The organism is uncultured Streptococcus sp., assembly GCF_905372115.1.
Lineage (GTDB): Bacteria > Bacillota > Bacilli > Lactobacillales > Streptococcaceae > Streptococcus.
This window is the reverse complement of record NZ_CAJPNR010000004.1, coordinates 44,680-69,675: the sequence shown is the minus strand read 5'-3', so window position 1 is coordinate 69,675 and position 24,996 is coordinate 44,680. Positions and strand designations below refer to the sequence as shown.

General features: G+C 45.4%; 28 protein-coding genes. 5 read left to right on the top strand and 23 right to left on the bottom strand.

Annotation, left to right across the window (positions count from 1 at the left end; translation table 11 throughout):
- Nucleotides 1-181: 181 nt before the first annotated feature.
- From nrdG to QZ169_RS02510, 18 genes are all read right to left on the bottom strand, one after another.
- Nucleotides 182-781 (bottom strand): anaerobic ribonucleoside-triphosphate reductase activating protein, encoded by a 600-nt coding sequence (gene nrdG, locus QZ169_RS02595; protein ID WP_002899261.1) that lies wholly within the window; start codon nucleotides 779-781, stop codon nucleotides 182-184.
- Nucleotides 778-1,296 (bottom strand): GNAT family N-acetyltransferase, encoded by a 519-nt coding sequence (locus QZ169_RS02590; RefSeq protein WP_295504727.1) that lies wholly within the window; start codon nucleotides 1,294-1,296, stop codon nucleotides 778-780. The genes nrdG and QZ169_RS02590 overlap by 4 nt, the downstream gene beginning before the upstream one ends.
- A gap of 9 nt (nucleotides 1,297-1,305) precedes the next feature.
- Nucleotides 1,306-1,803: a GNAT family N-acetyltransferase gene (locus QZ169_RS02585; protein ID WP_295504725.1), complete on the bottom strand. Its 498-nt coding sequence runs from the start codon at nucleotides 1,801-1,803 to the stop codon at nucleotides 1,306-1,308.
- Nucleotides 1,804-1,855: 52 nt separating this feature from the next.
- Nucleotides 1,856-1,996 (bottom strand): hypothetical protein, encoded by a 141-nt coding sequence (locus QZ169_RS02580; protein WP_002911455.1) that lies wholly within the window; start codon nucleotides 1,994-1,996, stop codon nucleotides 1,856-1,858.
- Nucleotide 1,997: 1 nt separating this feature from the next.
- A complete protein-coding gene (gene nrdD, locus QZ169_RS02575) occupies nucleotides 1,998-4,193 on the bottom strand; it encodes an anaerobic ribonucleoside-triphosphate reductase (RefSeq protein WP_295504789.1) in 2,196 nt (731 codons plus the stop codon).
- Between the two features lie 221 nt (nucleotides 4,194-4,414).
- Nucleotides 4,415-5,962, bottom strand: coding sequence for a heme transporter CcmD (locus QZ169_RS02570; protein ID WP_295504721.1), 1,548 nt, complete (start codon nucleotides 5,960-5,962; stop codon nucleotides 4,415-4,417).
- A 38-nt stretch (nucleotides 5,963-6,000) separates the two neighbouring features.
- Entirely contained in the window at nucleotides 6,001-6,144 is a 144-nt protein-coding gene (locus QZ169_RS02565) for a hypothetical protein (protein ID WP_002905558.1), read from the bottom strand.
- Nucleotides 6,145-6,321: 177 nt separating this feature from the next.
- The gene (cls, locus tag QZ169_RS02560) at nucleotides 6,322-7,857 is read right to left on the bottom strand and encodes a cardiolipin synthase (protein ID WP_295504719.1); all 1,536 of its coding nucleotides are present in this window, start codon (nucleotides 7,855-7,857) and stop codon (nucleotides 6,322-6,324) included.
- A 193-nt stretch (nucleotides 7,858-8,050) separates the two neighbouring features.
- On the bottom strand, nucleotides 8,051-8,524 hold the full coding sequence (locus QZ169_RS02555; RefSeq protein ID WP_295504717.1) for an SP_0198 family lipoprotein: 474 nt from the start codon (nucleotides 8,522-8,524) through the stop codon (nucleotides 8,051-8,053).
- 57 nt (nucleotides 8,525-8,581) lie between these two features.
- Nucleotides 8,582-9,814: a folylpolyglutamate synthase/dihydrofolate synthase family protein gene (locus QZ169_RS02550; protein ID WP_295504715.1), complete on the bottom strand. Its 1,233-nt coding sequence runs from the start codon at nucleotides 9,812-9,814 to the stop codon at nucleotides 8,582-8,584.
- Between the two features lie 181 nt (nucleotides 9,815-9,995).
- Nucleotides 9,996-10,307, bottom strand: a complete 312-nt coding sequence (locus QZ169_RS02545; protein WP_002894073.1) for a DUF1292 domain-containing protein — start codon at nucleotides 10,305-10,307, stop codon at nucleotides 9,996-9,998.
- A gap of 24 nt (nucleotides 10,308-10,331) precedes the next feature.
- On the bottom strand, nucleotides 10,332-10,751 hold the full coding sequence (gene ruvX / locus QZ169_RS02540; protein ID WP_295504713.1) for a Holliday junction resolvase RuvX: 420 nt from the start codon (nucleotides 10,749-10,751) through the stop codon (nucleotides 10,332-10,334).
- Nucleotides 10,751-11,017 carry an IreB family regulatory phosphoprotein gene (locus QZ169_RS02535; protein WP_002894075.1) on the bottom strand — a complete coding sequence of 89 codons (267 nt, stop codon included), beginning with the start codon at nucleotides 11,015-11,017 and terminating at the stop codon, nucleotides 10,751-10,753. The genes ruvX and QZ169_RS02535 overlap by 1 nt, the downstream gene beginning before the upstream one ends.
- Nucleotides 11,018-11,194: 177 nt before the next feature.
- Nucleotides 11,195-11,737, bottom strand: a complete 543-nt coding sequence (locus tag QZ169_RS02530) for a hypothetical protein (RefSeq protein WP_268687733.1) — start codon at nucleotides 11,735-11,737, stop codon at nucleotides 11,195-11,197.
- 105 nt (nucleotides 11,738-11,842) lie between these two features.
- Nucleotides 11,843-12,415 (bottom strand): SP0191 family lipoprotein, encoded by a 573-nt coding sequence (locus tag QZ169_RS02525; RefSeq protein ID WP_009660169.1) that lies wholly within the window; start codon nucleotides 12,413-12,415, stop codon nucleotides 11,843-11,845.
- Between the two features lie 135 nt (nucleotides 12,416-12,550).
- The gene (spx, locus tag QZ169_RS02520; protein ID WP_002894078.1) at nucleotides 12,551-12,949 is read right to left on the bottom strand and encodes a transcriptional regulator Spx; all 399 of its coding nucleotides are present in this window, start codon (nucleotides 12,947-12,949) and stop codon (nucleotides 12,551-12,553) included.
- Between the two features lie 85 nt (nucleotides 12,950-13,034).
- Nucleotides 13,035-14,183, bottom strand: a complete 1,149-nt coding sequence (gene recA, locus QZ169_RS02515) for a recombinase RecA (protein ID WP_295504708.1) — start codon at nucleotides 14,181-14,183, stop codon at nucleotides 13,035-13,037.
- Between the two features lie 58 nt (nucleotides 14,184-14,241).
- On the bottom strand, nucleotides 14,242-15,498 hold the full coding sequence (locus QZ169_RS02510; protein ID WP_295504706.1) for a competence/damage-inducible protein A: 1,257 nt from the start codon (nucleotides 15,496-15,498) through the stop codon (nucleotides 14,242-14,244).
- Nucleotides 15,499-15,768: 270 nt separating this feature from the next.
- Between QZ169_RS02510 and QZ169_RS02505 the strand changes: the two genes are divergently transcribed.
- Nucleotides 15,769-16,179 carry a helix-turn-helix domain-containing protein gene (locus QZ169_RS02505; RefSeq protein ID WP_002928327.1) on the top strand — a complete coding sequence of 137 codons (411 nt, stop codon included), beginning with the start codon at nucleotides 15,769-15,771 and terminating at the stop codon, nucleotides 16,177-16,179.
- Nucleotides 16,180-16,367: 188 nt separating this feature from the next.
- On the opposite strand, the gene QZ169_RS02500 is transcribed toward QZ169_RS02505, so the two are convergent.
- Together QZ169_RS02500 and ruvA are read right to left on the bottom strand one after the other, a co-directional pair.
- Nucleotides 16,368-16,922: a DNA-3-methyladenine glycosylase I gene (locus tag QZ169_RS02500; protein ID WP_295504704.1), complete on the bottom strand. Its 555-nt coding sequence runs from the start codon at nucleotides 16,920-16,922 to the stop codon at nucleotides 16,368-16,370.
- Between the two features lie 9 nt (nucleotides 16,923-16,931).
- Nucleotides 16,932-17,522, bottom strand: a complete 591-nt coding sequence (gene ruvA / locus QZ169_RS02495) for a Holliday junction branch migration protein RuvA (RefSeq protein WP_268726553.1) — start codon at nucleotides 17,520-17,522, stop codon at nucleotides 16,932-16,934.
- Nucleotides 17,523-17,691: 169 nt separating this feature from the next.
- Here ruvA and QZ169_RS02490 point away from each other — a divergent pair, with 169 nt between their 5' ends.
- Both QZ169_RS02490 and QZ169_RS02485 read left to right on the top strand, forming a co-directional pair.
- The gene (locus QZ169_RS02490) at nucleotides 17,692-18,195 is read left to right on the top strand and encodes a helix-turn-helix domain-containing protein (RefSeq protein ID WP_295504699.1); all 504 of its coding nucleotides are present in this window, start codon (nucleotides 17,692-17,694) and stop codon (nucleotides 18,193-18,195) included.
- Nucleotides 18,179-18,700: an RDD family protein gene (locus QZ169_RS02485; RefSeq protein ID WP_295504696.1), complete on the top strand. Its 522-nt coding sequence runs from the start codon at nucleotides 18,179-18,181 to the stop codon at nucleotides 18,698-18,700. The genes QZ169_RS02490 and QZ169_RS02485 overlap by 17 nt, the downstream gene beginning before the upstream one ends.
- A gap of 35 nt (nucleotides 18,701-18,735) precedes the next feature.
- On the opposite strand, the gene mutL is transcribed toward QZ169_RS02485, so the two are convergent.
- Entirely contained in the window at nucleotides 18,736-20,679 is a 1,944-nt protein-coding gene (gene mutL, locus QZ169_RS02480) for a DNA mismatch repair endonuclease MutL (RefSeq protein WP_295504694.1), read from the bottom strand.
- A 184-nt stretch (nucleotides 20,680-20,863) separates the two neighbouring features.
- Here mutL and QZ169_RS02475 point away from each other — a divergent pair, with 184 nt between their 5' ends.
- A complete protein-coding gene (locus tag QZ169_RS02475) occupies nucleotides 20,864-21,304 on the top strand; it encodes a LytTR family DNA-binding domain-containing protein (RefSeq protein WP_125373081.1) in 441 nt (146 codons plus the stop codon).
- A complete protein-coding gene (locus QZ169_RS02470) occupies nucleotides 21,301-21,771 on the top strand; it encodes a DUF3021 family protein (RefSeq protein ID WP_295504690.1) in 471 nt (156 codons plus the stop codon). The genes QZ169_RS02475 and QZ169_RS02470 overlap by 4 nt, the downstream gene beginning before the upstream one ends.
- A 48-nt stretch (nucleotides 21,772-21,819) precedes the next feature.
- Here the strand turns inward: QZ169_RS02470 and mutS are convergent, their stop codons facing one another.
- Both mutS and argR read right to left on the bottom strand, forming a co-directional pair.
- Nucleotides 21,820-24,369 carry a DNA mismatch repair protein MutS gene (mutS, locus tag QZ169_RS02465; protein WP_295504688.1) on the bottom strand — a complete coding sequence of 850 codons (2,550 nt, stop codon included), beginning with the start codon at nucleotides 24,367-24,369 and terminating at the stop codon, nucleotides 21,820-21,822.
- A gap of 78 nt (nucleotides 24,370-24,447) precedes the next feature.
- The gene (gene argR, locus QZ169_RS02460) at nucleotides 24,448-24,885 is read right to left on the bottom strand and encodes an arginine repressor (protein ID WP_295504686.1); all 438 of its coding nucleotides are present in this window, start codon (nucleotides 24,883-24,885) and stop codon (nucleotides 24,448-24,450) included.
- Between the last annotated feature and the right edge of the window lie 111 nt (nucleotides 24,886-24,996).

Genomic DNA, 24,996 nt, shown 5'->3' with positions numbered 1-24,996 from the left:
TGATACACTAAAATATTTAAAAATATTTTAGTTTTTTTCAAATTTTGTTGACAAAAAAGGACAGTCTGTATTAATTTTCAGTAAATTCCTTCCCCCTTCTCGAAAAACCAATATTTTATACTGTTTTTGACAACAGAAAAAAGAGGCGAAACCTCTTTTATATCAGTATTTTGCTTGTTTTTTAAAGCATTTTATCTCTGTCAACTTGCTCGTAGGCCTGGAGGCCATCGTTAAGCTTGTCCCAGATGACTACCTGGCCTGACTGAAGGGATTTCTGAACATCAATGATGCGTTGATTGGAAGAGCCGCGGAACTGCAGCATGAGATTCTTCTTGGTAAGGTCAAAACGGCCGTCCACTAGGATGTCAATCAGACTTAGCAGCTCCAGCTTATCCTCCGTTTCCAGCATCATCTCCTCCCAGGTGTAGCCCGTCCAGGACCAGATATCCTTGTCCGGAAGCTCTCTCCGAATCCGCTTGACCAGAGGCAGGAGAATGCCTGTATTGAGAAAAGGCTCGCCACCTAGGAGGGTCAGCCCCTGCACATAGGGTTCCGCCAAGTCTTTCATAATCTGCTCCTCCAACTCTTGGGTATAAGGAATGCCAGCGTTGAAGGACCAGGTCGCTGCATTATAGCAGCCCTCACAGTGAAACATACAGCCACTGACATAGAGGGAGTTGCGGACACCTTCGCCATCCACAAAGTTAAAGGCCTTATAGTCAATGATTCGCCCCTTGCTCAGCTCCTCACTTTTCCATTCTTGAGGTTTGGGATTGTTCATGACACCTCCCCATCTAGCTCTATCCAGTAGCGCTGACTTCTGTCGATTGTATTTTCGTAAACACCGCCAGCAGAGAGAATCGTGCGGCGGCTGGCTTCGTTGTCTTCATCGCAGGTAATCAGCACTCGTTCCAATCCTTGCTTTCGAGCCTCCGCTAGTCCTAATCTCAACTGCTCCTTCCCATATCCTTTGCCTCGTTGACTGGGACGGATAGAGTAGCCAATATGACCGCCTTCCACAAATAATTTGTCATTCAAGGACAAGCGCAAGGCTAAAAATCCTAGAGGCAGGCCAGTCTCATCAAAGGATAAAAATTTGATTGCAGGAACCCAGCCTACTGGCAGGTTGGCAGCATCCTCCTGCTGCTCTACAATCTTTAACCAATCCTCATAATCCTTTGCTCGCTTCCAAGCGGAGCCCATGCCACCATGCATATAGGATTTTGCAGCATCGAACTCCGCAATCATCTCTAAAATCGCGTCTTTATCTTCCAAAGTTGGTCGTCTTAGCTCCATGCTCCCTCCTTAATCGACATCAATCCAGTAGCGCTCTTTCCCGCCTCGAATATCCTCTAAAGCTCCGCCATTAGCCAGAATCACTGCTCGACTGGCTTCATTGTCACCATCGCAAGTCACTAGGACTCGTTTAATATTTTTACTTTTGGCTACTTGCAATCCTTGTCGCAGCTGCTCTTTGGCCAATCCTTTCCCACGCGCAGACGGACGGATACTATAGCCGATATGCCCGCCTTCTTGGAGCAAATAGTCATTGAGCCGCAAGCGCAGATTGAGAAAGCCCACAGCCTGACCATCCGCTGCAAAAGAGATTAGTTGGATGTAAGGCACAAAACCTTCTGGCAAGCCTAGACCTGCCTCAGCTAGCTGAATCGTCTCCAACCAGTCCTCGTAGACAAAATCCGCTCCTCCAAAGAAGCCGTCCTGTCGGCTACCAGCTGCTTCAAAGTCAGCCAGCATCTCTAAAATCTTTTCCTTGTCTTCTAGCTTCGGTCGTCTCAGTTCCATACTTCCTCCTGATACGAAGAGAGTGAGACCGCCTTGCGCCCCACTCTGACTTCTATTCTTTCTTGTTCTTTTCTAAAAATTGCTGACGCAGTTTGGCCAATCGTTCTTTTTTGCCGCTGCCTCCCTGCGAATGTTTTTCATGGAAACGCTGCACCTGAGCCTTTCCTTTGTCGTCCAATTGATACTTCCCCATCTTAATTTCCTTCGTACTTAATAGTCGAGCCATTCATGTGCTTGACCCGAGCTGATATTTCCTTGTGACGGCCATTGACCATTGGGCGGGCTTGCGGATTTCCTAAGTAACCGCAGGTCCGCTTGACCACATCGACCGTCTTGGGATCGCTGTTGCCGCAGTTTGGACAGGTGAAGCCCCGCTCGGTCGGCGTGAAATCCCCCTCAAAGTTACACTTGTAACAGCGGTCAATCGGCGTATTGGTTCCCAGATAGCCAACCCGATCATAGGCATAGTCCCAGACAGCTTCCAACGCCTTGGGATTTTGCTGAAGAACAGGGTATTCACAGTAGTGGATAAAGCCGCCTGAGGCTCCCACTTCTGGATAAATCTTCTCAAAATCTAGCTTTTCAAAAGGCGTTGGATTCTTGCGCACATCGTAGTGGAAGGAGTTAGTATAGTATTCCTTGTCAGTAATATCCGGAACAACGCCAAACTTCTCTGTGTCCAAACGGCAGAAACGGTCGGTCAGACTTTCAGATGGTGTCGAGTAAACAGAGAAATGATAGTCATACTGCTCGGACCACTCTTGCACCCGGCGCTTCATATCTTTGACAATGGCAACTGTAAAGTCCTTGGCTTCAGGATTAGTTTCCCAGTCGCCGCCGTAAAAGACTGCTGCTACTTCATACAGACCGATATAGCCTAGGGAAACTGTTGCACGACGGTGAGTAAAGAGCTGGTCTACCTGATCATACTTGCCCAGACGTTGGCCAAAAGCCCCATACTGATAGAGAATCGGTGCATTGGCTGGACTGGCTTCCTTGGTCCGCTCCACTCGGTAGACCAAAGCATCTTCAGCGATATTCATCCGCTCGTTAAAGAGTTCCCAGAATTTATCTAAATCCCCCTCGGATTCAAGCGCAATCCGTGGCAGATTTACAGTAACGACACCTAGATTCATACGGCCTGAGTTTACTTCCTGACCATTTTCATCTTTCCAGCCCTGCAGGAAAGAACGGCAGCCCATCGGTACCTTGAACGATCCAGTTAAGTCGATAATCTTATCATAAGAAAGCACATCTGGATACATGCGCTTAGTGGCACACTCCAGAGCCAGTTCTTTGATGTCGTAGTTAGGAGTTCCCGGATCGAGATTGAGCCCGCGCTTAAGGGTAAAAATCAGCTTAGGGAAAATTGCTGTGCGGTGCTCGCTTCCCAGTCCCTTGATACGGATATTGAGAATAGCCTTCTGAATCTCCCGCTCAAAACGATTGGTGCCCAGACCAAAGCCCAGCGAAGTAAAAGGAGTCTGACCGTTAGAGGTAAAGAGGGTATTGATCTCATACTCCAGCGACTGCATGGCATCGTAGATGTCCTTTTTGGTCTTCGCCCAGGCGTACTCTTCCTGCTTATCCGGCAAAACCCATTGCTCTGCATCCTTGAGATGCTTTTGATAATTAAGCTCAGCATAGGGCGCCAAGACTTCGTCAATTCGGTCCGCTGAGCAACCTCCGTACTGACTAGAAGCTACATTGGCAATGATTTGCGAGATTTGAGCTGTCGCAGTCTGGATAGACTTGGGACTCTCTACTTCTGCATTCCCAATCTTGAAGCCATTTTTCAGCATGCCGTCAAAGTCAATCAGACAGCAGTTCGTCATCGGTGTATAAGGGCTGTAGTCCAAATCATGGTAGTGGATGTCCCCCTTCTGGTGGGCGTTGGCCACATGAGGCGGCAGCATCTTAAGCCCAATGGATTTGCCGACAATCCCAGCTGTCAAATCCCGTTGGGTATTGAAAACATCGCTGTCTTTATTAGCATTCTCGTTGACTACTGTACGATCTTTGTTGAGGAGCTTGTCAATAGTAAAGTTGATATCAGTCGCTTTTGAGCGCTCAAAATCCCGTTGGGTGCGGTAAGTGATGTAGTTCTCCGCAATGGCATATTCCTTGGCATTCAAAAGCTCATGCTCAACGATGTTCTGAATCTCATAGATTTTGACATACTTAGCGAAGCGACTGCTGATTTCTGCCACAATACGGTCTGTGATAGCTTCTAGTTTGGCTTCCAGCATCGGATTCAGCGGACCAACTTCCTGAGCTGCCCGCACCATAGCCTTATAGATCTTTGACACATCAAAAGCCACTCTGCGGCCATCCCGCTTCTCCACATAAATCGCTGGAGCAGTTTCAAACTTCTCTTCCCTTAAAATCATCATGAACACTTCCTTTTCCTGCCCTTAGGACAAATCAAGTCTCTTCAGACCACCCACCTGCCAAGAAATTTCCAAGAAATCTCCGACAGCAATTCATCCAAAGAACAGTATTTTTTAAATAAGTCGATACAAGACTCATTATAGCACGTTAAAATTAAAAATCAATATGTTGTGGCAAAAAAGTTATTTTTTCTTTTTATACACAACATATTGATTTTTTACTACTTAAGTTGATAAAGCTTGAAATGGTCGAGTTTGAGATCAGCTTCCTTATAATTTTGGGAAATTAGCTGCTTCACATCCGACAGCAGTTTGATATCATTGTTAACCAAGATATACTTGGGCTGGCTGTTTTCCAGTCCATTCTGAAGACCCAAACGATTTTCAGCTGTTCCCACATACAAAGTTGGAGTCAAGAGAGAAACAGCTGATAGGCGTCCGCTCTTTTGATACAGACTAGCCGAGGTATCCCAAGCATAGATAGTATCCCCATCCTTGGTCTTTTCCTTAATATACTGAGCCGCTTCACTTCTTTCAGCAGATACACCGCTGGAAAGGATATACTCATTCACCAAAGGATAGCCAATCAGATAAAAGATGGCTAAGAGTGGCAGAAAGAACTGGCCTGAGAGATAGGAAGTCCACATCGTAGGACGACGGCGATCCCGGCGGTGACGCCCTGGTACTTGCTGCTTGCCTTTATTGAACCACAAAGCAAAAAGAATCATGGCAAAAGGCAGAGCCGGAAGCAGTTGATAACTGCCTTGATCTGGCAGGATAAAAGCTGCAAAGACAGTAATGAAGAGCCCTAGCAAACCGATAAAGCGCAAGACACGCAGGCTGGTTGCTTGCCCCTTTTCTCTTGAAAAGAGATTGACACCCAAAGCAGAAATGAAACCTAGACCGACCGTCAGCAAGCCATAATAAACCAAATTAGAAATACTATGACTGCCAATCAAGCTGATGGAGTCCCAAGCATAGGTCACCTGACTGATAGCCTGACCAAAGGTTTGATTGGCAACAGTAAAGTAGCCGATAGGATAAAAAATCACTGAGAAGCCAAAGAGACCAGCTAAAAGCTGATAGAAGCCTCGAGCCGCACGCTTGGCTGCGATATTGTAGACCAAAAGTACCAGAGCAGTCAAAGAGTAGAAGACTAGGCTGGAAACCGGATCAATCATAAAAGCAAGAGCTCCGAAAGCCCCATAAAGAATGAACTTTTCATCCTTGATTGAATCCTGCAGATAGCGCACCAAGAAAGATAGACTCCAAAAAATAAAGGGCAGAACAAAAATACTAGAGTAAAGACCGCCAAATCCAAGGGCAAAGACTAGCAGGTAAAAGAGCAGCAGGAGACTGCGTGATAGATCCTGTTTAGGCTGTAAGAGCACCAAGGTCTTGTGCAGGAAAAGTCCAGCCAGCCACAGAGCCAGCGTCTGAAAGACCATCCACAAAAGCTGGCCAAAAGCTAGACTGCTGGTCCAAGCCATCAGATAGTAAAGCAGGCCACTAGTTCCATATATTTGCGAATAAGGCACCTGCCCTTGAGTCATGGCCCAGCCGGCATAGAGATTCTGACTTTGTAAATTCGTTGCTAGATTGGTCAAAAAAGGATTGACCACACTCAGCAGGCTGATAGCCAAACTGCACCAGAGCGTCAAAAAATAGGGCGTCGGCTCTGGCTTGGTAATTTTTTGCTCAGACCTTTCAGCCCTAGTCAGCTGCTCCTCTGAAACCTCTAAAACTTTTTCTTCCGTTGTATCATGCATATAAAATATTCTCCTTGATATCAGTCCCATCTAGTATATCAAATTCCTGTCCTCCTGTCAGCTTTCTCTTGACCCTTCTTCTGAGCATTATAGCTTCTAGCTAGCTCCTCCAATTCCCGAAAACAGCGGTATTCTCTCGTTTCATAAGCAAGCGGCTGACTGGAAATTTTCTCCATTATCATCTTAAAAAATTCCTTTATTTTTTACATTCGTAAAAACAGAGAAAAAATCCAGCCCCCTATAAAATCAAAAATGACAAGAACACATCTCAACACGATTAGAAAAAGCACAAGCAAAAAATCTGAGACTTCCGCCTCAGATTTTCTGAATATTGCTGCAGAACTTGCCCACTTCTGGCATTAGAGCATGGGTGCAAAGAGCTGCATGATTTCTTTGATAAAGCGACGATACCAGCTGCTATCGAGATTTTCAGGAAGAATTTCCTCAGAAGCCTCAAAAATTGCTTCAAAATCTTCCTTGATAGCTGGGATACTCTCCGTATGGTACATCAGGACTGCATTTTCATAATGGTGCACCAGACTGCGGTAGTCAAAGTTAATCGTCCCTACCACAGCAAATTCATCATCAGCCACCACGTTCTTACTGTGGATAAAACCTGGCGTGTACTCAAAGATCTTAACCCCCGCTTCCATTAGATCTGGGTAGGCTCCACGGGTAACAATCTGAATCAGCTTCTTGTCTGGAATAAAAGGAGTCACAATGCGGACATCCACTCCCCGCATAGCAGCATTCTTAATATCCTCCGTCAGGTCATAGTCAATAATCAGATAAGGCGTGGTAATGTAGACATAGTCCGTAGCCTGACTGATAATATTTTGATAGACTGTTTTGCCAACCTGACCCTTATAAATAGGCTTAGGCCCGCTGCCATAGGGAATGTAAAGCCCTCTGCCTTCGACAGCTTTATTTTCCAGATGATACTTGTCAAAGTCTGTGATTTCCCCGCGGTTGATGTACCAGTTCATGAGAAAGAGCCGCGTCAGAGCCTTGACTGCCCGACCTTCCAAGCGCAGACCGCCATCTTTCCAGTGGCCAAAACGAACGATATGATTGATGTACTCGTCAGCTAGATTGATGCCGCCAGTATAGCCAACCTGACCGTCAATGACCAAAATCTTGCGGTGGTCACGGTTGTTGTAGGATACCGTCATTCGCGGAATCACCTTGTTAAACTTATAAGCCTCGATGCCCATCTTGCGCAGCTTACGCGTATAATCGCCTGGCAAAGTAGCCATGCAGCCAATATCATCATAGAGCAGCTTGACTTCAACGCCCTGAGCAGCTTTTTCGACCAAGATTTCCAGAACACTGTCCCACATCAGCCCTTCATCGATGATATAAAATTCCAGAAAAATGAATTTCTCAGCAGCCCGCAGATCCTCCAACATAGCCTCAAACATCTCCTCACCGATGGGAAAATAGCGAGAAGCTGTACCGTCATAGACATCCGCATTATTGTCCATACTCAGCAGTGATTTGATAATACCGTAGGCTGACTTGTTTTCCTTTTTCAGCTGAACACGGAGTTCATAGCTATTGTCCTCTCGAAATTTCAGGGAGTCCATATTTTCCAGCTGGATCATTTCTTTTTTAGACAGCCGTCGCTCACCAAACATCAGATAGAGCAGGAAGCCAAATACCGGCACCACGGCAATCAAAAGCCAGGTCACCTTACTCTCCGGCGGCATATTGCGGTTGACAATGGCTAAAATGGTCCCAATATACAGGAAAACAATCATCGCAACTGACAGCCAGTTGGGTGCAATCTCATTAAAATAGAAGAACGCAACAAAGACAAAGGCTAGCTCCAGCAGCATAATAATGATGCTGAAACCGTATTTTGACATTAATAAGCGGAATTTCCTGAAAGTCATACACTCTCCTATCTCATTGCATATATTCTAGTATAGCAGTAAAACTGCCTTAAAACAACGTTTATATCAATGCAAACTGTATTTCTGATTGATAAAAATCTAAGTACAGCTTTTGAATACTACTATCCTAAGAATTTCACTGAAAGATTAGAACCGATAAAAGGAAAAGCCCTATTAAGACAGGGCTCTTTCATCATTGTTTCGTAAAGACCAGTGTATCATCATCATAAGGCTCTTGGGAAAGGTCCTCGATAGTCAGCTGATTGCCCTCAATGCGATAGCGCTTGACATCATCCCCAATGACCATAGTCTGGTTGGTAGCATCAATCTGAACCTGTTCGATTTCCTGATCGCCATCAGGCTCGATCTTGGTCAGCTGACCAGTAGTTCCTGAAATCTGTAAGGTCAGCTGATCGCCTTCATGACTTGTCTGATAGCTGCCATCCAGCTCACCATTGGCTGCTTGCTCAGAAGAGGATGCAGAAGCTGATGAGCTGCTATTGGCCGCACTAGACGTGCTAGCTACTGGCGAAGACTCTGCTGGCTTGCTGGAAGCGACTGACTGAGAGGAAGGTGCCGTCTGGTTCTGATTAGAACCGCAAGCTGCCAAGGCCAAAATAGCCGCAGCAGTTAGACCTGAAAAGATTAACTTTTTAGAAATTGCCATAGTATTCTCCTTTTTCTTCTGTCTTTATTGTACCAAAGCAGGACTCCGGCGGTCAATTTATAAACTTGTCAAATAAGCTCTGACTTCTGCAATAAAATAGAGAGAGCCCGTAATGAAAAGCAGCTGATTATCGTTTTGCCTCTCCTGAAAATTCTGAATAAGCTGACGATAATCCTCTATGTAGAAGAAGCCTTCCGCTTCGGCTTGACCAAGGGAATCTCCGTCAGAAAAGGAAGTAACCGTCAACTGAACATCTGGCAGAGCCTCTCGCAGATAAGCCAGCATAGCGCTATAGTCCTTACGCTTGAGGGCACCGAAAAGAAGCAAGCACTCTTTGTCATTCTGGCTCTGGATAAACTCTACTAACCTTCCCAGCGCAGGCAGATTATGAGCCCCATCTAGATAAATACCTGGGCTTGCTTCTTCCAAACGCCCTGCCCATCGAGTCTCCTGCAAGGCTGTCCGAATCTTAGCAGAATCTATTTCCCAGCCCTGCTGCTGCATGAAGAGCAAGAATGCCTGCAGAGCTAGCGCTGCATTTTCCTCCTGATAGCCTCCCTTGAGACCCAGTTCAAGATTGGATAGGGTCCTAGTCGAATTGGAAAAAGTCTGATTCGTCAGAGAAAAATCACGACCATACTGATAGAGTTCTATTCCCAGCTCCTGAGCTCGCTGTTCACAAACCAATCGCGCTTCCTCTGGCAGCGGCCCGATGACCGCTGGTCGCCCCGTCTTGAAAATCCCTGCCTTTTGCTCTGCTATCGCCGTCAAGCTCCTTCCCAGAGTCTCCTGATGGTCCAAGCCCACAGAACTGATGACCGCAATATCTCCCGTAATGACATTAGTCGTGTCTAAGAGTCCGCCGATTCCCACCTCAATCAGGGCTATGTCCACTTCCTGCTCCTTGAAATAGAGAAAGGCAATCAAGGTCAGAATTTCAAAATAGGACAGCTGGTCATGACTTTTGAGCAGTTCTTGCTCCATCTTTTGCACCTGCTGACCCAGACGGATAAAATCAGCTGGAGCAATCGGTTGACCGTTGATACAAATCCGATCATGAATACTAATCATGTGAGGCGAAGTAAAACTCCCTGTCTTTCGACCATGCCCCGCAAACAGCTGACGCATAAAAGCAATAGTAGAACCTTTGCCATTTGTACCAGTTACATGAATCGTTGGATAGCTTCGCTCAGGATTTCCCAAAAGAGCTACAGCCTGCTGCATCCGCCCCAGACCCGAACGAAAGTTTAGACCAATTCGGCTGTTCAGCCATTCTTCAATTTCATTCATTTTCTTACCCAAAAAAGAGCAGCGAAGCAGAACTCAAATCTGAATTGCAACTCGCTCCTCTTTCTAATGTTTATGATACGAGATAGAAAATAGCCGAGTCTTGGCTACCTCCTTCTTCTGTCAAGTTTAGCTAGCTTTTCACCCGCACTTGTCCATTTCTGGAAATGAGACTAGGCTAGTCTTACTCCTCCATAAAGCTGTTGAAGACTTCTTCAATCATATCCCATTCAGCATCTGAGTCTTCTGGGATTGGCTGCAGGTCGCCTTCTGTACCGTCTTCATTTTCGGTAAAGGAATAAGCTTGAATCTCTACCTCACCGTTCTCATCTTCTTCCGCATTAGCCGGAATCAAAAGAACATAATTCTTGCCAAACTCTTCCTTACCATCAATGGTCAAAAGAATTTCAAATAAAGTTTCGTTTCCTTGCTCGTCAACCAAGGTGATTAATTCACGCTCTTCATGCTCGTGGTCATGGTTATGATCATGTGTCATACTAGTGTCTCCTTCATTTCTTTTCTAAAAATTTCGATCCAGATAATTCTGCAAAATCAGCTGCGCTGCCAGCTTATCAATGACTTTCTTACGCTTGCTGCGGCTAATGTCCGCCTGCTCCACCAGCATGCGCTCGGCAGCCACCGTCGTCAGGCGCTCATCCTGATAGTCAACCGGCAGACCAAACAGCTCAGCAACCCGCTGGCCATAAGCCTGACTAGCCTCCACTCGAGGCCCACTGGTATTGTTCATATTCTTAGGCAGGCCAATAACAAACTTATCAACCTTATACTCTTTAACCAGCTCGCTCAAGCGCTCTAGGCCAAATTCGCCCTTATCTTCATGAATCGGAATAATCTCCAGTCCTTGAGCCGTAAAACCAAGAGGGTCACTAATGGCAACCCCAACCGTTTTTGAGCCCACATCTAATCCCATAATTCTCATTAGAGATCGACGCCTTGTCCTTTCAAATAATAACGAACCAACTCCTCAACAATCTCATCGCGCTCGTATTTGCGGATTTGATTGCGGGCGTTGTTATAGCGAGGTACGTACGCAGGATCGCCACTGAGTACGTATCCCACGATTTGATTAATTGGATTGTATCCTTTTTCATTGAGCGACTTGTAGACATCGGTCAAAGTCTCGCTAATTTCCTTTTTATTTGAATCATCGAGATTAAAACGTACTGTTTCATCTGTAAATCCCACAATTACACCCTCTTTCTTTAGAATATCCCTATTATAGCATAATTATAGGCTTTTCACAAATTTAATTCACCTGAATTCTCCTAATTTTTCAATAAGCTTTAGCTAATATTTATCCGAAGTCTGGCTCTGAAATCCAGCAAAAATCCAGCTCTCTTCAGAGAACTGGATGGAAACTTCCTAATTTGAAGACGGCACTTCCACACCGTCGCTTCCCTTAAACTTGTTAAGCAATTCTTCCGGACTCAGGGTCTCGATTTGCTCAAACAGCTGCGCGTAGTTTGGAAGCTTTTTGGCTGCTTCGTAGTCTAGATTCTCAGGATCGATAGTCATCTCCAGAGAAATCTCTTCAGCTGTCATATCTGTTTTCAAGTCAAGACCGGTGATATTCACCGCCTCTTTCAGACCCAGTGCTTCTTCGATCAAAGACAGCATTTCTTTCTTTACAGTGGAAACATCCTGTTTTGACAGAGCTTCCTTGATGTTGTCAGGAATAGCCTTGCTGACATGCAGGATAACCTTCTCATACTTCTGTCCGCTGTAGCTGACTGTTAAGATTCTGGTTTCTTTCCCATGTTCTAATTGCTTCTCAGTTTTATAGGACTTAGTGACAATATCTCCTTTTCCAGCCCCTCCCTGTGAGGATGAACTGCTATTTGACTGCTGACTGCAAGCCGTTAAGATTGCCAAAGCTGTCAGCAAAAAGACAATTAATTTTCTCATGTCTTATCTCCTTCAATATTGAACTGATTTTATCATATCATTATAAAAACGGCGCTGTCAAACTGATTGTCACTCTGTCATTAAAATGTAATAAAAAAGAGCAGCTTATTTCTGCTCTTCTGCTCCATTCATCAGGAGATTGTTGATGTATTCTTCTGGCGTCAGCTTAATCATTTCTTTGAACTTGAGATTTTGAAAATAAGGCATAGCCGCTGCTTTTTCGATATCCAAACTCTCAAAGTCATAGGTAGAAGTCATTTTCAGCTCGTTCTCATTCAAAATTGTCACTGAGCCGCTAAAACCTTGAAGTCCACGAGCCTGCACATAGTCTGCATCCTGCTCCAGTGACTCATTGAGCGACTTCTGCGCTTCCTCCAGCCCCATCTGCTTGATGGCTTCTTTCATCTCATCATCAGTCGCAGTCAGCCTTTCAATAACCAAGCGTTTAAAATGCTCTCCCTGATAAGTTACTGTCTGACTCTGCTGGTTTCCTCGTTCATCCTTTGGAAAAACAAGCGTCCGAGTAATCACTTCCTGCTGCTTGGCATTATCAATGATAGGCAGATTATTGCTGATTTCTTTCTTGTCAGCCGCATTCGAATTCGTCTCTGTCTTTTTATGTCCACAGCCTGCTAACAGTGCCACACTCAATCCCAGTCCTACTAAAATTTTCTTCATCTTCCATCCTCCTCAGAGATATTGTATCACAGTTCTGCTCCTTGTCAATCCATCCAGTCGCCAAAGACTGCTATCAACCTGAACAAAAAGAAGAGCCGAGATTCTCTTCCCGACTCTTTCAGTTATATTCAAAGTTTAAAGAGCTGCTCGCAGACGAGCTTCTGCATTTTCAACATTGCGAACAGAACGTGGCAGAAAAGCACGGATATCATCTTCTTTGTAACCAACTTGGAGACGTTTATCATCCACTAAAATGGGACTTTTCAAAATACGTGGGGTCTCCATGATGATGTCAAGAACTTCGTTGACACTTAATTCCTCAATGTCAACACCCAAACCTTTAGCATAGCGGTTTTTTGATGAAACAATGCTCGCGATACCATTTTCTGTTTTGGTTAAAATATCCAGAAGTTCCTCTTTGGTGATGCCTTCTTTGCCTAAATTTTGTTCTTTATAAGTTAATTGATGAGCGTTTAGCCAGGTTTTTGCTTTTTTACAACTAGTACAACTTGAGACAGTATAGATTGTGATCATGTAAGTACTCCTTTCGCTACACGATACTAATATCGTAGTCTATTATATCACAAAAACCATCGGTCTTGCGACCTATTTTGCAAAATTACTCTTCAATTTCGATGGCATCGTCCAAATCCAGAGTCACTTCTTCCATCGTTTCCACAGGGCTGTCAGCCTTGTTGCCAACCGCTTCTGCCAAGTCATCGCCTTCAATCAAACCATAACGTACACGAACCTGGCGGTCAATTTCGTCAAAGACTTCTGGATGATCAGCCAAGTACTTCTTAGCATTTTCAGTTCCTTGACCAATCTTTTCATCATTGTAGGAGTACCAAGCACCAGCTTTTTTGATGATATCCAAATCAGTCGCAATCTTAATCAACTCACCTGTCTTAGAAATACCTTCCCCGTACATGATTTCTACAAAGGCTTCCTTGAATGGCGGAGCAACCTTATTTTTAACAACCTTGATCTTGGTTTCTTTACCAACATTGGTATCCTTCTCATCACCAGTTCCCTTGATTTGAGTATTACCACGGACATCTAAACGGACAGAAGCATAGAACTTCAGTGCACGGCCACCTGGTGTTGTTTCAGGATTACCAAACATTACGCCAACTTTTTCGCGCAGCTGGTTAATGAAAATTGCAATCGTCTTCGTTTTGTTGATAGAAGCAGACAGCTTGCGCATAGCCTGACTCATCATCCGAGCCTGCAAACCGACATGGCTGTCACCGATATCGCCATCGATTTCTGCACGCGGTACAAGGGCTGCAACTGAGTCCACAACCACCAAGTCCACCGCACCTGAGTCAATCAGCTTACCAGCAATTTCCAGTCCCTGTTCTCCAGAATCAGGTTGAGACAGCAGTAACTCATCAATATTGACACCCAGAGCAGCCGCGTATGACGGGTCTAAAGCATGCTCAGCATCGATAAAGGCTGCGATACCACCTTCTTTTTGCGCTTGAGCAACTGCGTGAAGAGCAACGGTTGTCTTACCAGAAGACTCTGGACCATAGATTTCAATAATCCGTCCCTTAGGATAACCCCCAGCGCCAAGGGCAATATCCAAGGCCAAAGAGCCAGAACTCATAACTTGAACCTTTTGCTCTGCCCGCTCGCCAAGACGCATAATAGCTCCCTTACCAAAGTCCTTTTCAATGTTTTTAAGAGCATTATCCAAGGCTTTTTGGCGCTCATCGCCGAATTTCTTTGAGATTTCGTCTAATTTTTTTTGTTTCTTTGCCATTTATTTCTCCTGTTTTTTCTAAAATGTCTTTTGGCCATCTTCGTCATTATACCAAAAATCAGCTATTTAATAAAGTTTTTCGTACTAGGTTGAAGGCGTGCAGAACAGCAATTTTCCGCACATCACGCCGACTGCGTCCAGCAATATTGACCTTAATAGTTTCTGTTCCAGCAGCACTAGCTAAGCCGATAAAAACGGTCCCTGCTGGATGGCCTTCCAGTGACTCTGGACCAGCCACACCTGTCAGACTGACAGCTAGGTCACTTTCGGTCAGCTTTCTAGCCTGCTCTGCCATTTTCCCTGCCGTAAAAGCTGAAACAACTCCATGCTTCTCCAAGTCTCCCAACGGAATATCCAGCATCCGGCTCTTTTCCTCCATGCTGTAGGTGACAAAGCCACCTGAAAAAATGGAAGAGGCTCCAGCAAAATCAGCCAAGGTCGCTTGAAAGAGGCCAGCTGTCAGACTCTCCGCCGCCGAAATCGTCTTCCCTTGACTCTTCAGCAACTCAAAAGCCACCTGTGCCAAGGAATTGTCATCCCCATAACCATAGAAAATCTCTGACAGCGACTGTCCGTCAAAAGTCTTGTGTCCCAAAATTTCCTTTTCCACAGCCTCAAACTTGGTATCGGCTTCTGCCTGACTCAGAGCCTTGGTGGACAGTCGCAGGGTAACTTCCCCTGTCTTTGCATAAGGAGCAATGGTGGGGTCACTCTGCTGCTCAATCATCTCTGACAAAATAGTCACTAGCTGACTCTCGCCGATACCAAAGAAGCGCAGCACCTGTGAATACAATTTCTGACCTGTGTATAAGAGGGGAACCAGCTCGTTATTGACCATGGGCTTGAGCTCACTAGGCGGGCCAGGCAGGACTACATAGGTCACTCCGTCTGCTTCTAACAATCCTCCGACAGCTAAGCCGGTCGCATTTGGTAACGGAGTTGAGCCTTCGACCAGCTGGGCCTGACGCTCATTATTGGGAGTTCGAGCATAATCTGGTCGACTAGCAAAAAAGCGATCCAGCTTTTCCACAGTCTGTGAGTCAAAAATGAGCTCACGTCCTAAGAACTTAGCCAAGGTCTGCTTGGTCAAATCATCCTCTGTTGGCCCCAAGCCTCCTGTTAGGATAATCAGATTACTACGCCCTTGAGCAATTTCCAAAACAGAGAGGAGACGATTTTCATTGTCCCCCACTGCTGTTTGAAAATAAACATCAATCCCTAGACTCGCCAGTTTTTCAGATAAAAATTGGGCATTGGTATTGACAATCTGACCTGTCAGAATCTCGGTGCCCACAGCAATAATTTCTGCTTTCATAAAACCTCCTATCTTACTATTCGGAATTGGCTTTATTTTATCACAAAAAATCTTAAAAAAGTTGATTTTCATTTCAAGAAATAAAAAGAGCTGTCAAGCTCCTTGACAAACTTGTCAACATGCTGTGAAAAACTTTTAAAAAGGACTGGTGTTATGCAGAATAACTAGATTGTTAGGGAAATGCTATTGGCAAATGGTTTCATTATTTTTATAATAAAGATGAAAAAATAAAATCATCTAAATAATTTTATTTGAAGAAAGGAGATCATCATGAAAATTTCACAAGTTCTCAAAGATATTCGTCAACAAAATCAACTCACTCAGGAGGCTTTGGCGGAAAGACTCAAGGTTTCCCGCTCCGCCATTGCCCGCTGGGAAAGCGAAAAAGGTATCCCTGATATTGGAAATCTCATCGCTATCAGTCGGGAGTTCGATATCAGTCTGGACACACTCATCAAGGAGGATGAGCGCTTGGAGAAAAAGGTCATCGAAGATAGTAAGGCTAAGAAATGGCATTATTTAGTCATTTTCTATCTCTTCTCCGTTTTGGTTGAGATTGCTATTTTTGCCTATTTGCATCATATCTTTATGGCTGGCTTCCTCATCTCCACCCTCTTTATGCTTTTCTATGAATTACGCATCTTTATCAAGGAAAAGATTTGGATGCAGAAAGGAGAGTAAGGATATAAAGAGAATAACAAAAAAACCTAGAGGTCTGGAACTTCTAGGTTTTCATTTAATTATGGTCAATAAGGAAATGAAGCAGATAATTCAGCCATTTTTGACCAATAAGCTGCAACCCTCTGCCTATAAATAGAATTGAATAGAGAGAAATAAAAATAAGCTGAAATTTTCTGGTTTTCATCATTCTACTTCCAGTCACAACCCTTTTCATGGTCATTGATAAGTCCAGCTGCTTCTAGGAATGAATAGACACAAACTGGACCGACAAACTTGAAGCCTTGCTTTTTCAGCGCCTTGGACATAGTTTCTGACAGCTCTGTCTTAGTAGGTGCTTCCTTGTAGTTCGTAATTTGATTGTCAATCGTTTTGAAACCGACAAAGGACCAGATATAGTCATTAAAAGAGCCAAACTGCTTTTGAACAGCCAAAAAAGCTTGGGCATTAGCCCTAGTTGCATAAATCTTCATCTTGTTACGGATGATGTCAGGATTGTCCAACAAACCATCCAGATCTGCATCCGTCATCTGAGCAATTTTCTGGGCATCATAGAAATGAAAAGCTTCCTGAAAAGCCTGACGTTTATTCAGAATGGTTTCCCAAGAAAGTCCAGCCTGATAGGTCTCCATGCAGAGCAATTCAAATAACTTCTGATCATCATGGAGGGGTTTGCCCCACTCCTCATCATGATAGGCCACATATAAAGGAGTGTTCATCTTTACCCAACCGCAGCGTTTAGTCATAACTTTCTCCTATTTCACCAACATCTTAAGAGCAGACTTGATATAGTTTTCTGCTGTATCCGTCGTTCCTTCAAAGAATTTCTTGATTTTCTTGAGTTCAGCAGCTTTGTAGCCCAGAGCCAGCATGGCTTCCATGGCTTCTTCCAGCTCCTGATTATCCGCAGTCTGGACGGGCGCCTTGCTTTCTGCTGGACCATCTGCCGCCACTACTTTGCCTTCCAAGTCCAGCACCATCTGCTGGGCTGTCTTCTTACCAATCTTAGGAAACTTAGTCAGGTAGGTGATGTTTTTCTGCTCAATGGCTTGTACTAAGCCAGCATTATCATCCGCCGCAATAATAGCCAGAGCAGACACTGGGCCAATACCTGAGACTGAAATCAAGCTGAGAAAGAGTTGCTTCTCCTCCTCAGTCGCAAAGCCGTAAAGGAGCTCCGCGTCTTCTCTCACCACCTGGTGTACATAGACCTTGGCTTCCTGATGAAGATGCCCTGAGTAAGCATAAGGATTGGCCACATGAAGAATATAGCCGATAGAGTTGACTTCCAACACAATGTATTTGGCTGTAATCTTGCTGATGATTCCTTTAAAATATTCGTACATAATCTTCCTTCTTTTTGTATCATTTTGCCTATCTAGTATATCATATTTTCTGTCTGGAAACTGCAAATAGAAGTGCAACCAGCGGTTGACAAAATGTACAGGAAGCTGTATTCTCAAGATAAATAAAAGCTGTTAGGATAGAGTTAGCAAAGAAAAGGAGGCTGCAATCATGAAACTCGCCGATAAATTATTTGAACTAAGAAAAGAAAAAGGCTGGTCACAAGAAAAACTGGCTGAACAAATCAATGTCTCTCGCCAAAGCATTTCCAAGTGGGAGTCTGGCCAAGCGCTGCCAGAACTCGAAAAAGTTGTAGAGCTGAGCAAGATTTTCCAGGTGACGACAGATTATCTGCTTTTAGAAGACAGTGACAAGCCTGAAATAAAACCCGTCCTCTCAGAAGACGAAAAAAATCGCTACTACAAGGAAGTAAAATCTTATGGCTTCTGGCAGGTTCTATATATTTTTGTATCAGCCCTGGCTATCTTTCTCTTTTTCGCAGGTTCTAGCTTTCCAGCAAAATTCACTGCCCTGGTCTGGCTATCCTTCTTCCTCTTAGTCGCATCCGCAATGGCTATTAGCAAGGCGCTAAAGATTAAGAAAAAGTATCTGGACAAGGTTATCGGCCTTGATGATTTTAAGAAAGAAGGTGCTAAAGATGAAACTAAAAACTGACAATCCCATACCTGTCAAAACTCGTCTGAAAGAGCTGCTTGGAGACTGGCTCTTCATCTCATTCTATCTCATTGCTCTTTTTTTACTAGCTATGGGCTGTTACAATCTGGTTCTAGGAGGCATTCCTGCATTCACTGAAGTCCAGAGCCAGCTTCTGGCTTTTTCTACCTCCGTTCTTCCTCTAACTATCATCTTTGCTTGGCTAGACTATAGAAAAGGCAGTTTTGGCAAGCGTTGGGCAGGTTTACAGTTAGTTTACAAACATAGGAGCCTTGCCCACAGCCTTTTGCGCTCTGCTATCAAGTTTTTCCCTTGGCAGTTGGGACATATGGGAGCTATTCGTAGTGCTTATCAAGCAGATGCCCTGTCAATTTTCTTGTCAACTTCAGCAGGTATTCTCTTCTTGATCTTTCTGATGATGGGACTGCTTCGCAAGGACAAACGCCATCCAGCTGATTTGCTTGCTGGAACACAAGTTCAGCTCAAACATCAAAAACAGCTCTAGTTCTATGACTAGGGCTGTTTTATCTTCTATAAAGTTTAGTATTTCCCCAACTCCCGCAGGCTAGTATGATTTTCCTGAATGCGACGGAACATTTTTTCCATATCTGACTTGGTAAAGTTGACCAAGACCGGCCGACCGTGTGGGCAATTATAGGGATTGTCACACTGGGACAGCTGAAAGAGCAAGTCACGCGCAGAGTAGTCATCCAGACTGTGATTGGCCTTGATGGAGCGTTTGCAGCTCATCATAATGGCTAGCTCTGCTCGATATTTCTTGATGGAAACTTCCTTGGTCAGGAGAAGCATATCACACATCTCATAGATGCCGGCCTCAATCTCCTCTTCCTTGAACCAAATGGGATGCTCACGGAGGATAAACTGGTTGGCTCCGTACTCTTCTAAAAAGATGCCAGCGTCTTCTAACAGCTCCATCCGCTGCTTGATTCTCAGCATATCGTCCGCTGGAAATTCAAAGATATAAGGCACCAAGAGCTGCTGCTGGCTATTGTCCACATCCCCAATCTTCTCCCGATAATACTCATACTTGACCCGCTCTTGAGCAGCATGCTGGTCAATAATGTAAAGACCGCCCTTGCCCTGAGCAAATAGATAAGTGCCATGCATCTGGCCGAAATATTCTAACTCTGGGAAGCTTGACTTCTCTTCCTGTTCCAACTTATCCACAGCCCGCTCCAGACTGGCTTGATCTAGCTCTGGATGGTCTAGTTGGTCATAGCTGGCCAGCTTTCTCTCTGCAAATTTGACTGAAGTCGGTTGCGACTCTGCTTTTTCATCGGTCGCTTCATGAATAGGCTCCGCTGATTCTTCAAAGGATAGTTGTTGCTCGGCCACCTGCGGCTTGAGGAAGAAGTCATTCTGCTCCTTATCGTAGTAGAGGCGATTTTCTTTAAGGGGAAGACTGGTCTGTTCGGGCTTAGTCGCACGCTTAACAGTTGATTTGGCTAGATTTTCCAAAGCATCAGGGATAAGGTCCTGCTCCTTGAGACTAGTCGCAATGGCTTGCGAAATCAAGGCCATGAGTTCCCGCTCTTTAGAAATCCGCACCTCTTGCTTAGTCGGATGGACATTGACATCGGCCAGATAAGGATCAATCTGAATATTGATGACCGCGAGTGGAAAGCGTCCTACCATCAGCTTGCTGCCGTAGCCGTCCAAAATAGCACGATTGAGCAGGAAATTCTTAATATAGCGACCGTTGATAAGGATCGTAATATAATTACGATTTGCACGAGTCAGCTCGGGCAGACTGACATAGCCGCTCACCTCAAAGTCCAGATCTGAAGCAGAGATTTCCACCATTTTCTTAGCTGTTGCCAGACCATAGATTCCCGCAATAGCCTGACGTAGATTGCCACTACCGGCAGTCCTTGTCATTTCGCGGCCGTCGCTGACAAGGGTGAAAGCCACCTCCGGATGGGCCAGACTGAGCCGATTAATCACATCAACGATATGGGACAGCTCAGCCTGCTGGCTCTTCATATACTTGAGCCGGGCTGGAGTATTGAAGAAGAGATCTTCTATCTTGATTTTCGTTCCCACCGGGCTGCTAGTAGGCACATGCTCTTCAATCTCACCACCTTGGGCAACCAGCAGAGTCCCGTGCTGGCCGGCTTCCGTCGCTGTCTCAATAGTAAAACGCGAGACAGAAGCAATAGAAGGAATGGCCTCGCCACGAAAACCCAGTGTCCGAATCCGAAAGAGATCCGCCTGCTTCTTGATTTTACTGGTAGCATGGCGGCGAAGGGCCAGAGGGACATCTTCGTGGTCTATTCCCTCGCCATTATCCGTCACCTGAATGCTCTTGAGTCCAGCCTCTTCGATTTCGATGGTAATCTGGCTGGCACCCGCATCAATTGAATTTTCCACTAGCTCCTTGACCACGCTGCTAGGCCGCTCAATGACTTCACCGGCCGCAATCTGATTGGCTAGAATTTCTGGAAGTTCGATAATTTTTGACATCATTTTCTCCGTATTTGTTCTGCTATCTATTATAACACATTGGGCTCTTTCTATCAGAAGGCAGCCTTTTCTTGACCATTCTGCCCGCCAGCCAAACCATATAGACACAAATAGCTGCCACATAGACAAAAGGGCTTGTTTTCGCTGCTAAGTTGCGGTTTAATAAAGGTGAAAGGAGGAAGTTATGAAAGTTAAGCTAAGAATCGATTCTCAAGTTACCGAAGACTCCGTTAGCATTGAGGCTCGCCTCATGACAGAAAGTATTCAGGAATTGGTCCACTTTGCTCAACATCTAGGCAAAGAAGACAAGATTCATGTCAAAAAAGAAGATGAAATCTATCTGCTGGATGCTAAGGAAATCCACCGAATCTATACAGAAAATCGCCAGGTTCAGGTTCGAACAGCAAAAGACGGCTATCGAGCTCAACAAGCTCTTTATCAGTTGCTGCAGGTCCTGCCGGAGTATTTCCTGCAGATTTCTCAGTCGGAGATTATCAACAGCCGACAAATCAGCCACCTCAAGCTGACTCCAAATGGTCTGATTCAAATATTTCTGAAAAACGGCGACCAGACATACTCGTCCCGCCGTTATCTCAAATCTATCAAAGAAAGGTTGCAATTATGAAAACTCGTCTTAAAGAACTCTTTTTCGGAGGGATTGGAGGGATTTTCATCGGTCTCTTCTTCTCCATGATTGTTTCTTATTTTTACAATCCAGCTTATCTACCGCTGCACCCTCGCTCCCCTATCGGTCACTTCTTTTTGAGCCAACATGTCCATGTTTCCCTCATCATGCTCTACTGCATGCTTGTCTGGTTTATCATGGGAGCTGTTTTCAGATGGAGTGGAAGCTTCTTCCAAAGAGACTGGAGCATCGTGCGCTCCATCGTCAGTCACTATAGTGTGATGATTCTGACCTTTGCACTTTTAGCTAATCTAGCTGGATTTTTCCCAAGAGAAAAAATACTCAGCCTGACACTGACTGCCGTCGGGGAATTCACCCTTATCTATCTAATCATTTCAGGCGCTATCTACTACCACACCTACCGCAACATTCAAAAGATCAATAGCGGCTTGTCTAGCAAATCGTGAGAAATAAAAAGAGCAGACTTGAGGCATTAACAAGTCTGCTCTTTGTTTTTAGAGCTTTTTCTTGAGCTCGGCTACCGCCGCCATGACTTCCAGGGGAGTCATATTGTAGATGTCCAAGTCTCGTAGTTCAGTCAGGACTGGATTTTCCGTTCCTTCTGCGAAAAGAGACATCTGCTCTGCTACTTGCGACCATGTTTGTCTGGATTCGGTAGGAAGATCTGATCCTAGTTCTGTATCCTGACTCTCCAAATGACTCAAAATGCTATCCGCCCGCTCCAGTAATTTCTCAGGAAGTCCGGCAATCTTCGCCACATGGATTCCGTAAGATTTGTCTGCCGGACCCGGCTCAATCTTATGCAGGAAAGTCACCTGTCCATCCTTCTCCAAGGTTGCCACATGGACATTTTCCAAATGCTCCAAGCTATCCTCTAAGGCTGTCAGCTCGTGATAGTGGGTGGCAAAGAGGGTTTTGGCCCCAGTATAATGATGAATATGTTCGATAATAGCCTGAGCCAGCGCCATCCCATCATAAGTAGCCGTTCCACGCCCCAGCTCATCAAAGAGAATGAGCGAACGCTCGCTGGCCTGCCGAATGGCCCGATTGGCCTCCATCATCTCCACCATAAAAGTGGACTGGCCGGACACCAGATCATCCGCTGCACCGATACGAGTGAAAATCGCATCGAATAAAGGCAGACTGGCAGACTGAGCAGGCACATAAGAACCCATCTGTGCCATAATGACAATGATAGCCAGTTGGCGCATATAAGTCGATTTCCCGCTCATATTAGGCCCGGTAATCAGCTGGATGTCCGTTTCCTGGTCCAGCAGAATACTATTTGGAATGTAGCTTTGGGCTCCCATGACCTTTTCCACAACAGCATGCCGACCTTTTTCAATCTGCAGACGGCGCTCCGAAGTAAAGACAGGGCGCACCAAATGCAGTTGTTCTGCCACCGCAGCAAAGCTCTGCAGGACATCTACAGCTGCCAGCGTTTGTGCCAAGGCCTGCAAGCGCTGGATGTATTTGCCAGCTTCCTCGCGAATCCGCATGAAAATCTCGTATTCCAAATTAGCAGATTTTTCACGCGCCTCCAACATCTCTCCCTCAATCCGGGCCAGCTCCTCCGTTCCGAAACGTTCAGAATTTTTCAGGGTCGCCTTGCGGAAGAAATGACTAGGCACATGAGCCAACTGAGAATTGGTCACATGGAAATAGTAACCATCTTTTTTATTATAATCAATCTTCAGATTGCTGATGCCGCTGTTAGCACGTTCTTTGACTTCCAGCTCCGCAATCCATCCGGTCCCATCCCTCAGCACAAGCCGATACTGATCCAAGGTTTCATCAAAACCGGTCCGAATAATATTGCCCTCAGTGATGATATGGGGTGCATCCGGCGAAATGGCCGAGCTAATCAAGCCCGCCAACTCTGGAATAGGATCCAGGCCCTCAATCAAACGAGCCAGATGCGGGCTGCCGATTCCTTGCAAGATAGCCTTAATCTGAGGCACATTGCCTAGGGTAGCTGCCAGCTGCAGCAAATCCTTGGGATTGGTCTTGCCAAAAGACACTCGACTAGCCAGCCGCTCAATATCATAGACTCCCTTGAGGCTCTCCGTCAAATCACTTCGCTCAAAGAAATGATCCAGAAAAACCTCGACGACATTCTGCCGCTGGCTAATTCGCGCTTCATCAATCAGCGGACGCTGGATCCAAGAGCGCAGCATGCGGCCTCCCATGGCCGTCTTGGTCTCGTCCATCAACCAATAAAGACTGCCGTGCTTCTTGCCCGAGCGAGCATTTTCTGTCAAATCCAGACTCGCCTTGGTGGCATAGTCCATTTGCAGGAAGTCCTTGATTTCATAATGCTGAGCCTTCTTTAAATGGCTGAGCTCCCTCATCTGGGTCCGGTGCACATACTCCAGCAATTTCCCCGCAGCCTGACGTTCCATAGGAGACAGCTCCTCGCCCAGCAGCTGAACATCATCCAAGGCTGTCTGTACATAGGACAGCAAAAGGTTCATCTGCCCAGCCAAGACCTGCTCCTCAGCTTCTGGCAAGGCATAGCCCAGCACCACTTCCCTAGCCTTCAAATTGCGGATTTCCCCGCAGACCAAGCTAAAGTCCTCTAAACTAGTCACCTGAAACTCACCGGTCACCAAGTCCATATAAGCCAGACCATAGAGGCTATCCGAGTAATCCAGAGCCACCAGAAAGTTATTAGCAGAGTCCGGCTTACTGGAGTCTACCACCGTCCCCGGTGTGATAACCTGAACGACCTCCCGCTTAACAACGCCCTTGGCTTCCTTGGGATCTTCCATCTGCTCCGCAATCGCTACCTTATAGCCTGACTCGACCAAAACATCAATATACTGCTGTGCCGAATGATAGGGAACTCCAGCCATGGGAATGGGGTTTTCAGCATTTTTATTGCGGCTGGTGAGAGAAATCTCTAAAATCTGGGCGGCATTGACCGCATCATCATAAAACAACTCATAGAAATCCCCCATCCGAAAGAGCAAGAAAGCATCTGGATAGTCCTTTTTGATATCCAAATACTGCTGCATGCCTGGCGATAACTTTTCTACTGCCATCTCTATCCTTTCTAAAAACAAACGAGGTCAGGACTTCCGTCTCAAACCTCTCCATTTTTCCTGAAAAAACTGTGACTCCTACATCACTTCCTGTATTTGCTCTTCAATCTCCTGAGCAGCTGCCTGATCCCGGCAAACCACTAAAAGAGTATTGGCACCCGCAACGGTTCCCAGAATACGGCTATCGAACGAGTTATCCACGACATTGGCTAGCACTGTTGCCTCTCCCAGGCCCGTACGAAGAACCAGACTAAACTCTGCCCTAGCTACACTCTCCACATGCTTGGCTAAAAACTCTATAAAATTAATCTCTTCAGTCTCATGCGCCAAAACATAATAAGTCAGCCCCTTCTTCTTAACTTTAGTCAGGCCGATTTCACGGAGGTCACGCGACAGGGTAGTCTGCGTCACATAAATCCCTTGCGCTTCCAGACGATCCTGAATCTCCTTTTGCGTTCCTAGCTTTTCCTCCTTAATCATCGTTTTGACTAACTGATGACGGTCATTCTTTCTCATTTTTACCTCATTATTGAATATTTAGAAGCTGCATTCATGAAGGGCACTCCATCCGATCAAAGACTGCTTCTCCATCAATCTAGGCAAAGATTTGCAGGAATACTGAGAATA

Coding starts and splice junctions, on each gene's coding strand:
- nrdG (WP_002899261.1), bottom strand. CDS start 781: ATGAACAATCCCAAACCTCAAGAATGGAAAAGTGAGGAGCTGAGCAAG.
- QZ169_RS02590 (WP_295504727.1), bottom strand. CDS start 1,296: ATGGAGCTAAGACGACCAACTTTGGAAGATAAAGACGCGATTTTAGAG.
- QZ169_RS02585 (WP_295504725.1), bottom strand. CDS start 1,803: ATGGAACTGAGACGACCGAAGCTAGAAGACAAGGAAAAGATTTTAGAG.
- QZ169_RS02580 (WP_002911455.1), bottom strand. CDS start 1,996: ATGGGGAAGTATCAATTGGACGACAAAGGAAAGGCTCAGGTGCAGCGT.
- nrdD (WP_295504789.1), bottom strand. CDS start 4,193: ATGATTTTAAGGGAAGAGAAGTTTGAAACTGCTCCAGCGATTTATGTG.
- QZ169_RS02570 (WP_295504721.1), bottom strand. CDS start 5,962: ATGCATGATACAACGGAAGAAAAAGTTTTAGAGGTTTCAGAGGAGCAG.
- QZ169_RS02565 (WP_002905558.1), bottom strand. CDS start 6,144: ATGATAATGGAGAAAATTTCCAGTCAGCCGCTTGCTTATGAAACGAGA.
- cls (WP_295504719.1), bottom strand. CDS start 7,857: ATGACTTTCAGGAAATTCCGCTTATTAATGTCAAAATACGGTTTCAGC.
- QZ169_RS02555 (WP_295504717.1), bottom strand. CDS start 8,524: ATGGCAATTTCTAAAAAGTTAATCTTTTCAGGTCTAACTGCTGCGGCT.
- QZ169_RS02550 (WP_295504715.1), bottom strand. CDS start 9,814: ATGAATGAAATTGAAGAATGGCTGAACAGCCGAATTGGTCTAAACTTT.
- QZ169_RS02545 (WP_002894073.1), bottom strand. CDS start 10,307: ATGACACATGATCATAACCATGACCACGAGCATGAAGAGCGTGAATTA.
- ruvX (WP_295504713.1), bottom strand. CDS start 10,751: ATGAGAATTATGGGATTAGATGTGGGCTCAAAAACGGTTGGGGTTGCC.
- QZ169_RS02530 (WP_268687733.1), bottom strand. CDS start 11,737: ATGAGAAAATTAATTGTCTTTTTGCTGACAGCTTTGGCAATCTTAACG.
- QZ169_RS02525 (WP_009660169.1), bottom strand. CDS start 12,415: ATGAAGAAAATTTTAGTAGGACTGGGATTGAGTGTGGCACTGTTAGCA.
- spx (WP_002894078.1), bottom strand. CDS start 12,949: ATGATCACAATCTATACTGTCTCAAGTTGTACTAGTTGTAAAAAAGCA.
- recA (WP_295504708.1), bottom strand. CDS start 14,183: ATGGCAAAGAAACAAAAAAAATTAGACGAAATCTCAAAGAAATTCGGC.
- QZ169_RS02510 (WP_295504706.1), bottom strand. CDS start 15,498: ATGAAAGCAGAAATTATTGCTGTGGGCACCGAGATTCTGACAGGTCAG.
- QZ169_RS02505 (WP_002928327.1), top strand. CDS start 15,769: ATGAAAATTTCACAAGTTCTCAAAGATATTCGTCAACAAAATCAACTC.
- QZ169_RS02500 (WP_295504704.1), bottom strand. CDS start 16,922: ATGACTAAACGCTGCGGTTGGGTAAAGATGAACACTCCTTTATATGTG.
- ruvA (WP_268726553.1), bottom strand. CDS start 17,522: ATGTACGAATATTTTAAAGGAATCATCAGCAAGATTACAGCCAAATAC.
- QZ169_RS02490 (WP_295504699.1), top strand. CDS start 17,692: ATGAAACTCGCCGATAAATTATTTGAACTAAGAAAAGAAAAAGGCTGG.
- QZ169_RS02485 (WP_295504696.1), top strand. CDS start 18,179: ATGAAACTAAAAACTGACAATCCCATACCTGTCAAAACTCGTCTGAAA.
- mutL (WP_295504694.1), bottom strand. CDS start 20,679: ATGTCAAAAATTATCGAACTTCCAGAAATTCTAGCCAATCAGATTGCG.
- QZ169_RS02475 (WP_125373081.1), top strand. CDS start 20,864: ATGAAAGTTAAGCTAAGAATCGATTCTCAAGTTACCGAAGACTCCGTT.
- QZ169_RS02470 (WP_295504690.1), top strand. CDS start 21,301: ATGAAAACTCGTCTTAAAGAACTCTTTTTCGGAGGGATTGGAGGGATT.
- mutS (WP_295504688.1), bottom strand. CDS start 24,369: ATGGCAGTAGAAAAGTTATCGCCAGGCATGCAGCAGTATTTGGATATC.
- argR (WP_295504686.1), bottom strand. CDS start 24,885: ATGAGAAAGAATGACCGTCATCAGTTAGTCAAAACGATGATTAAGGAG.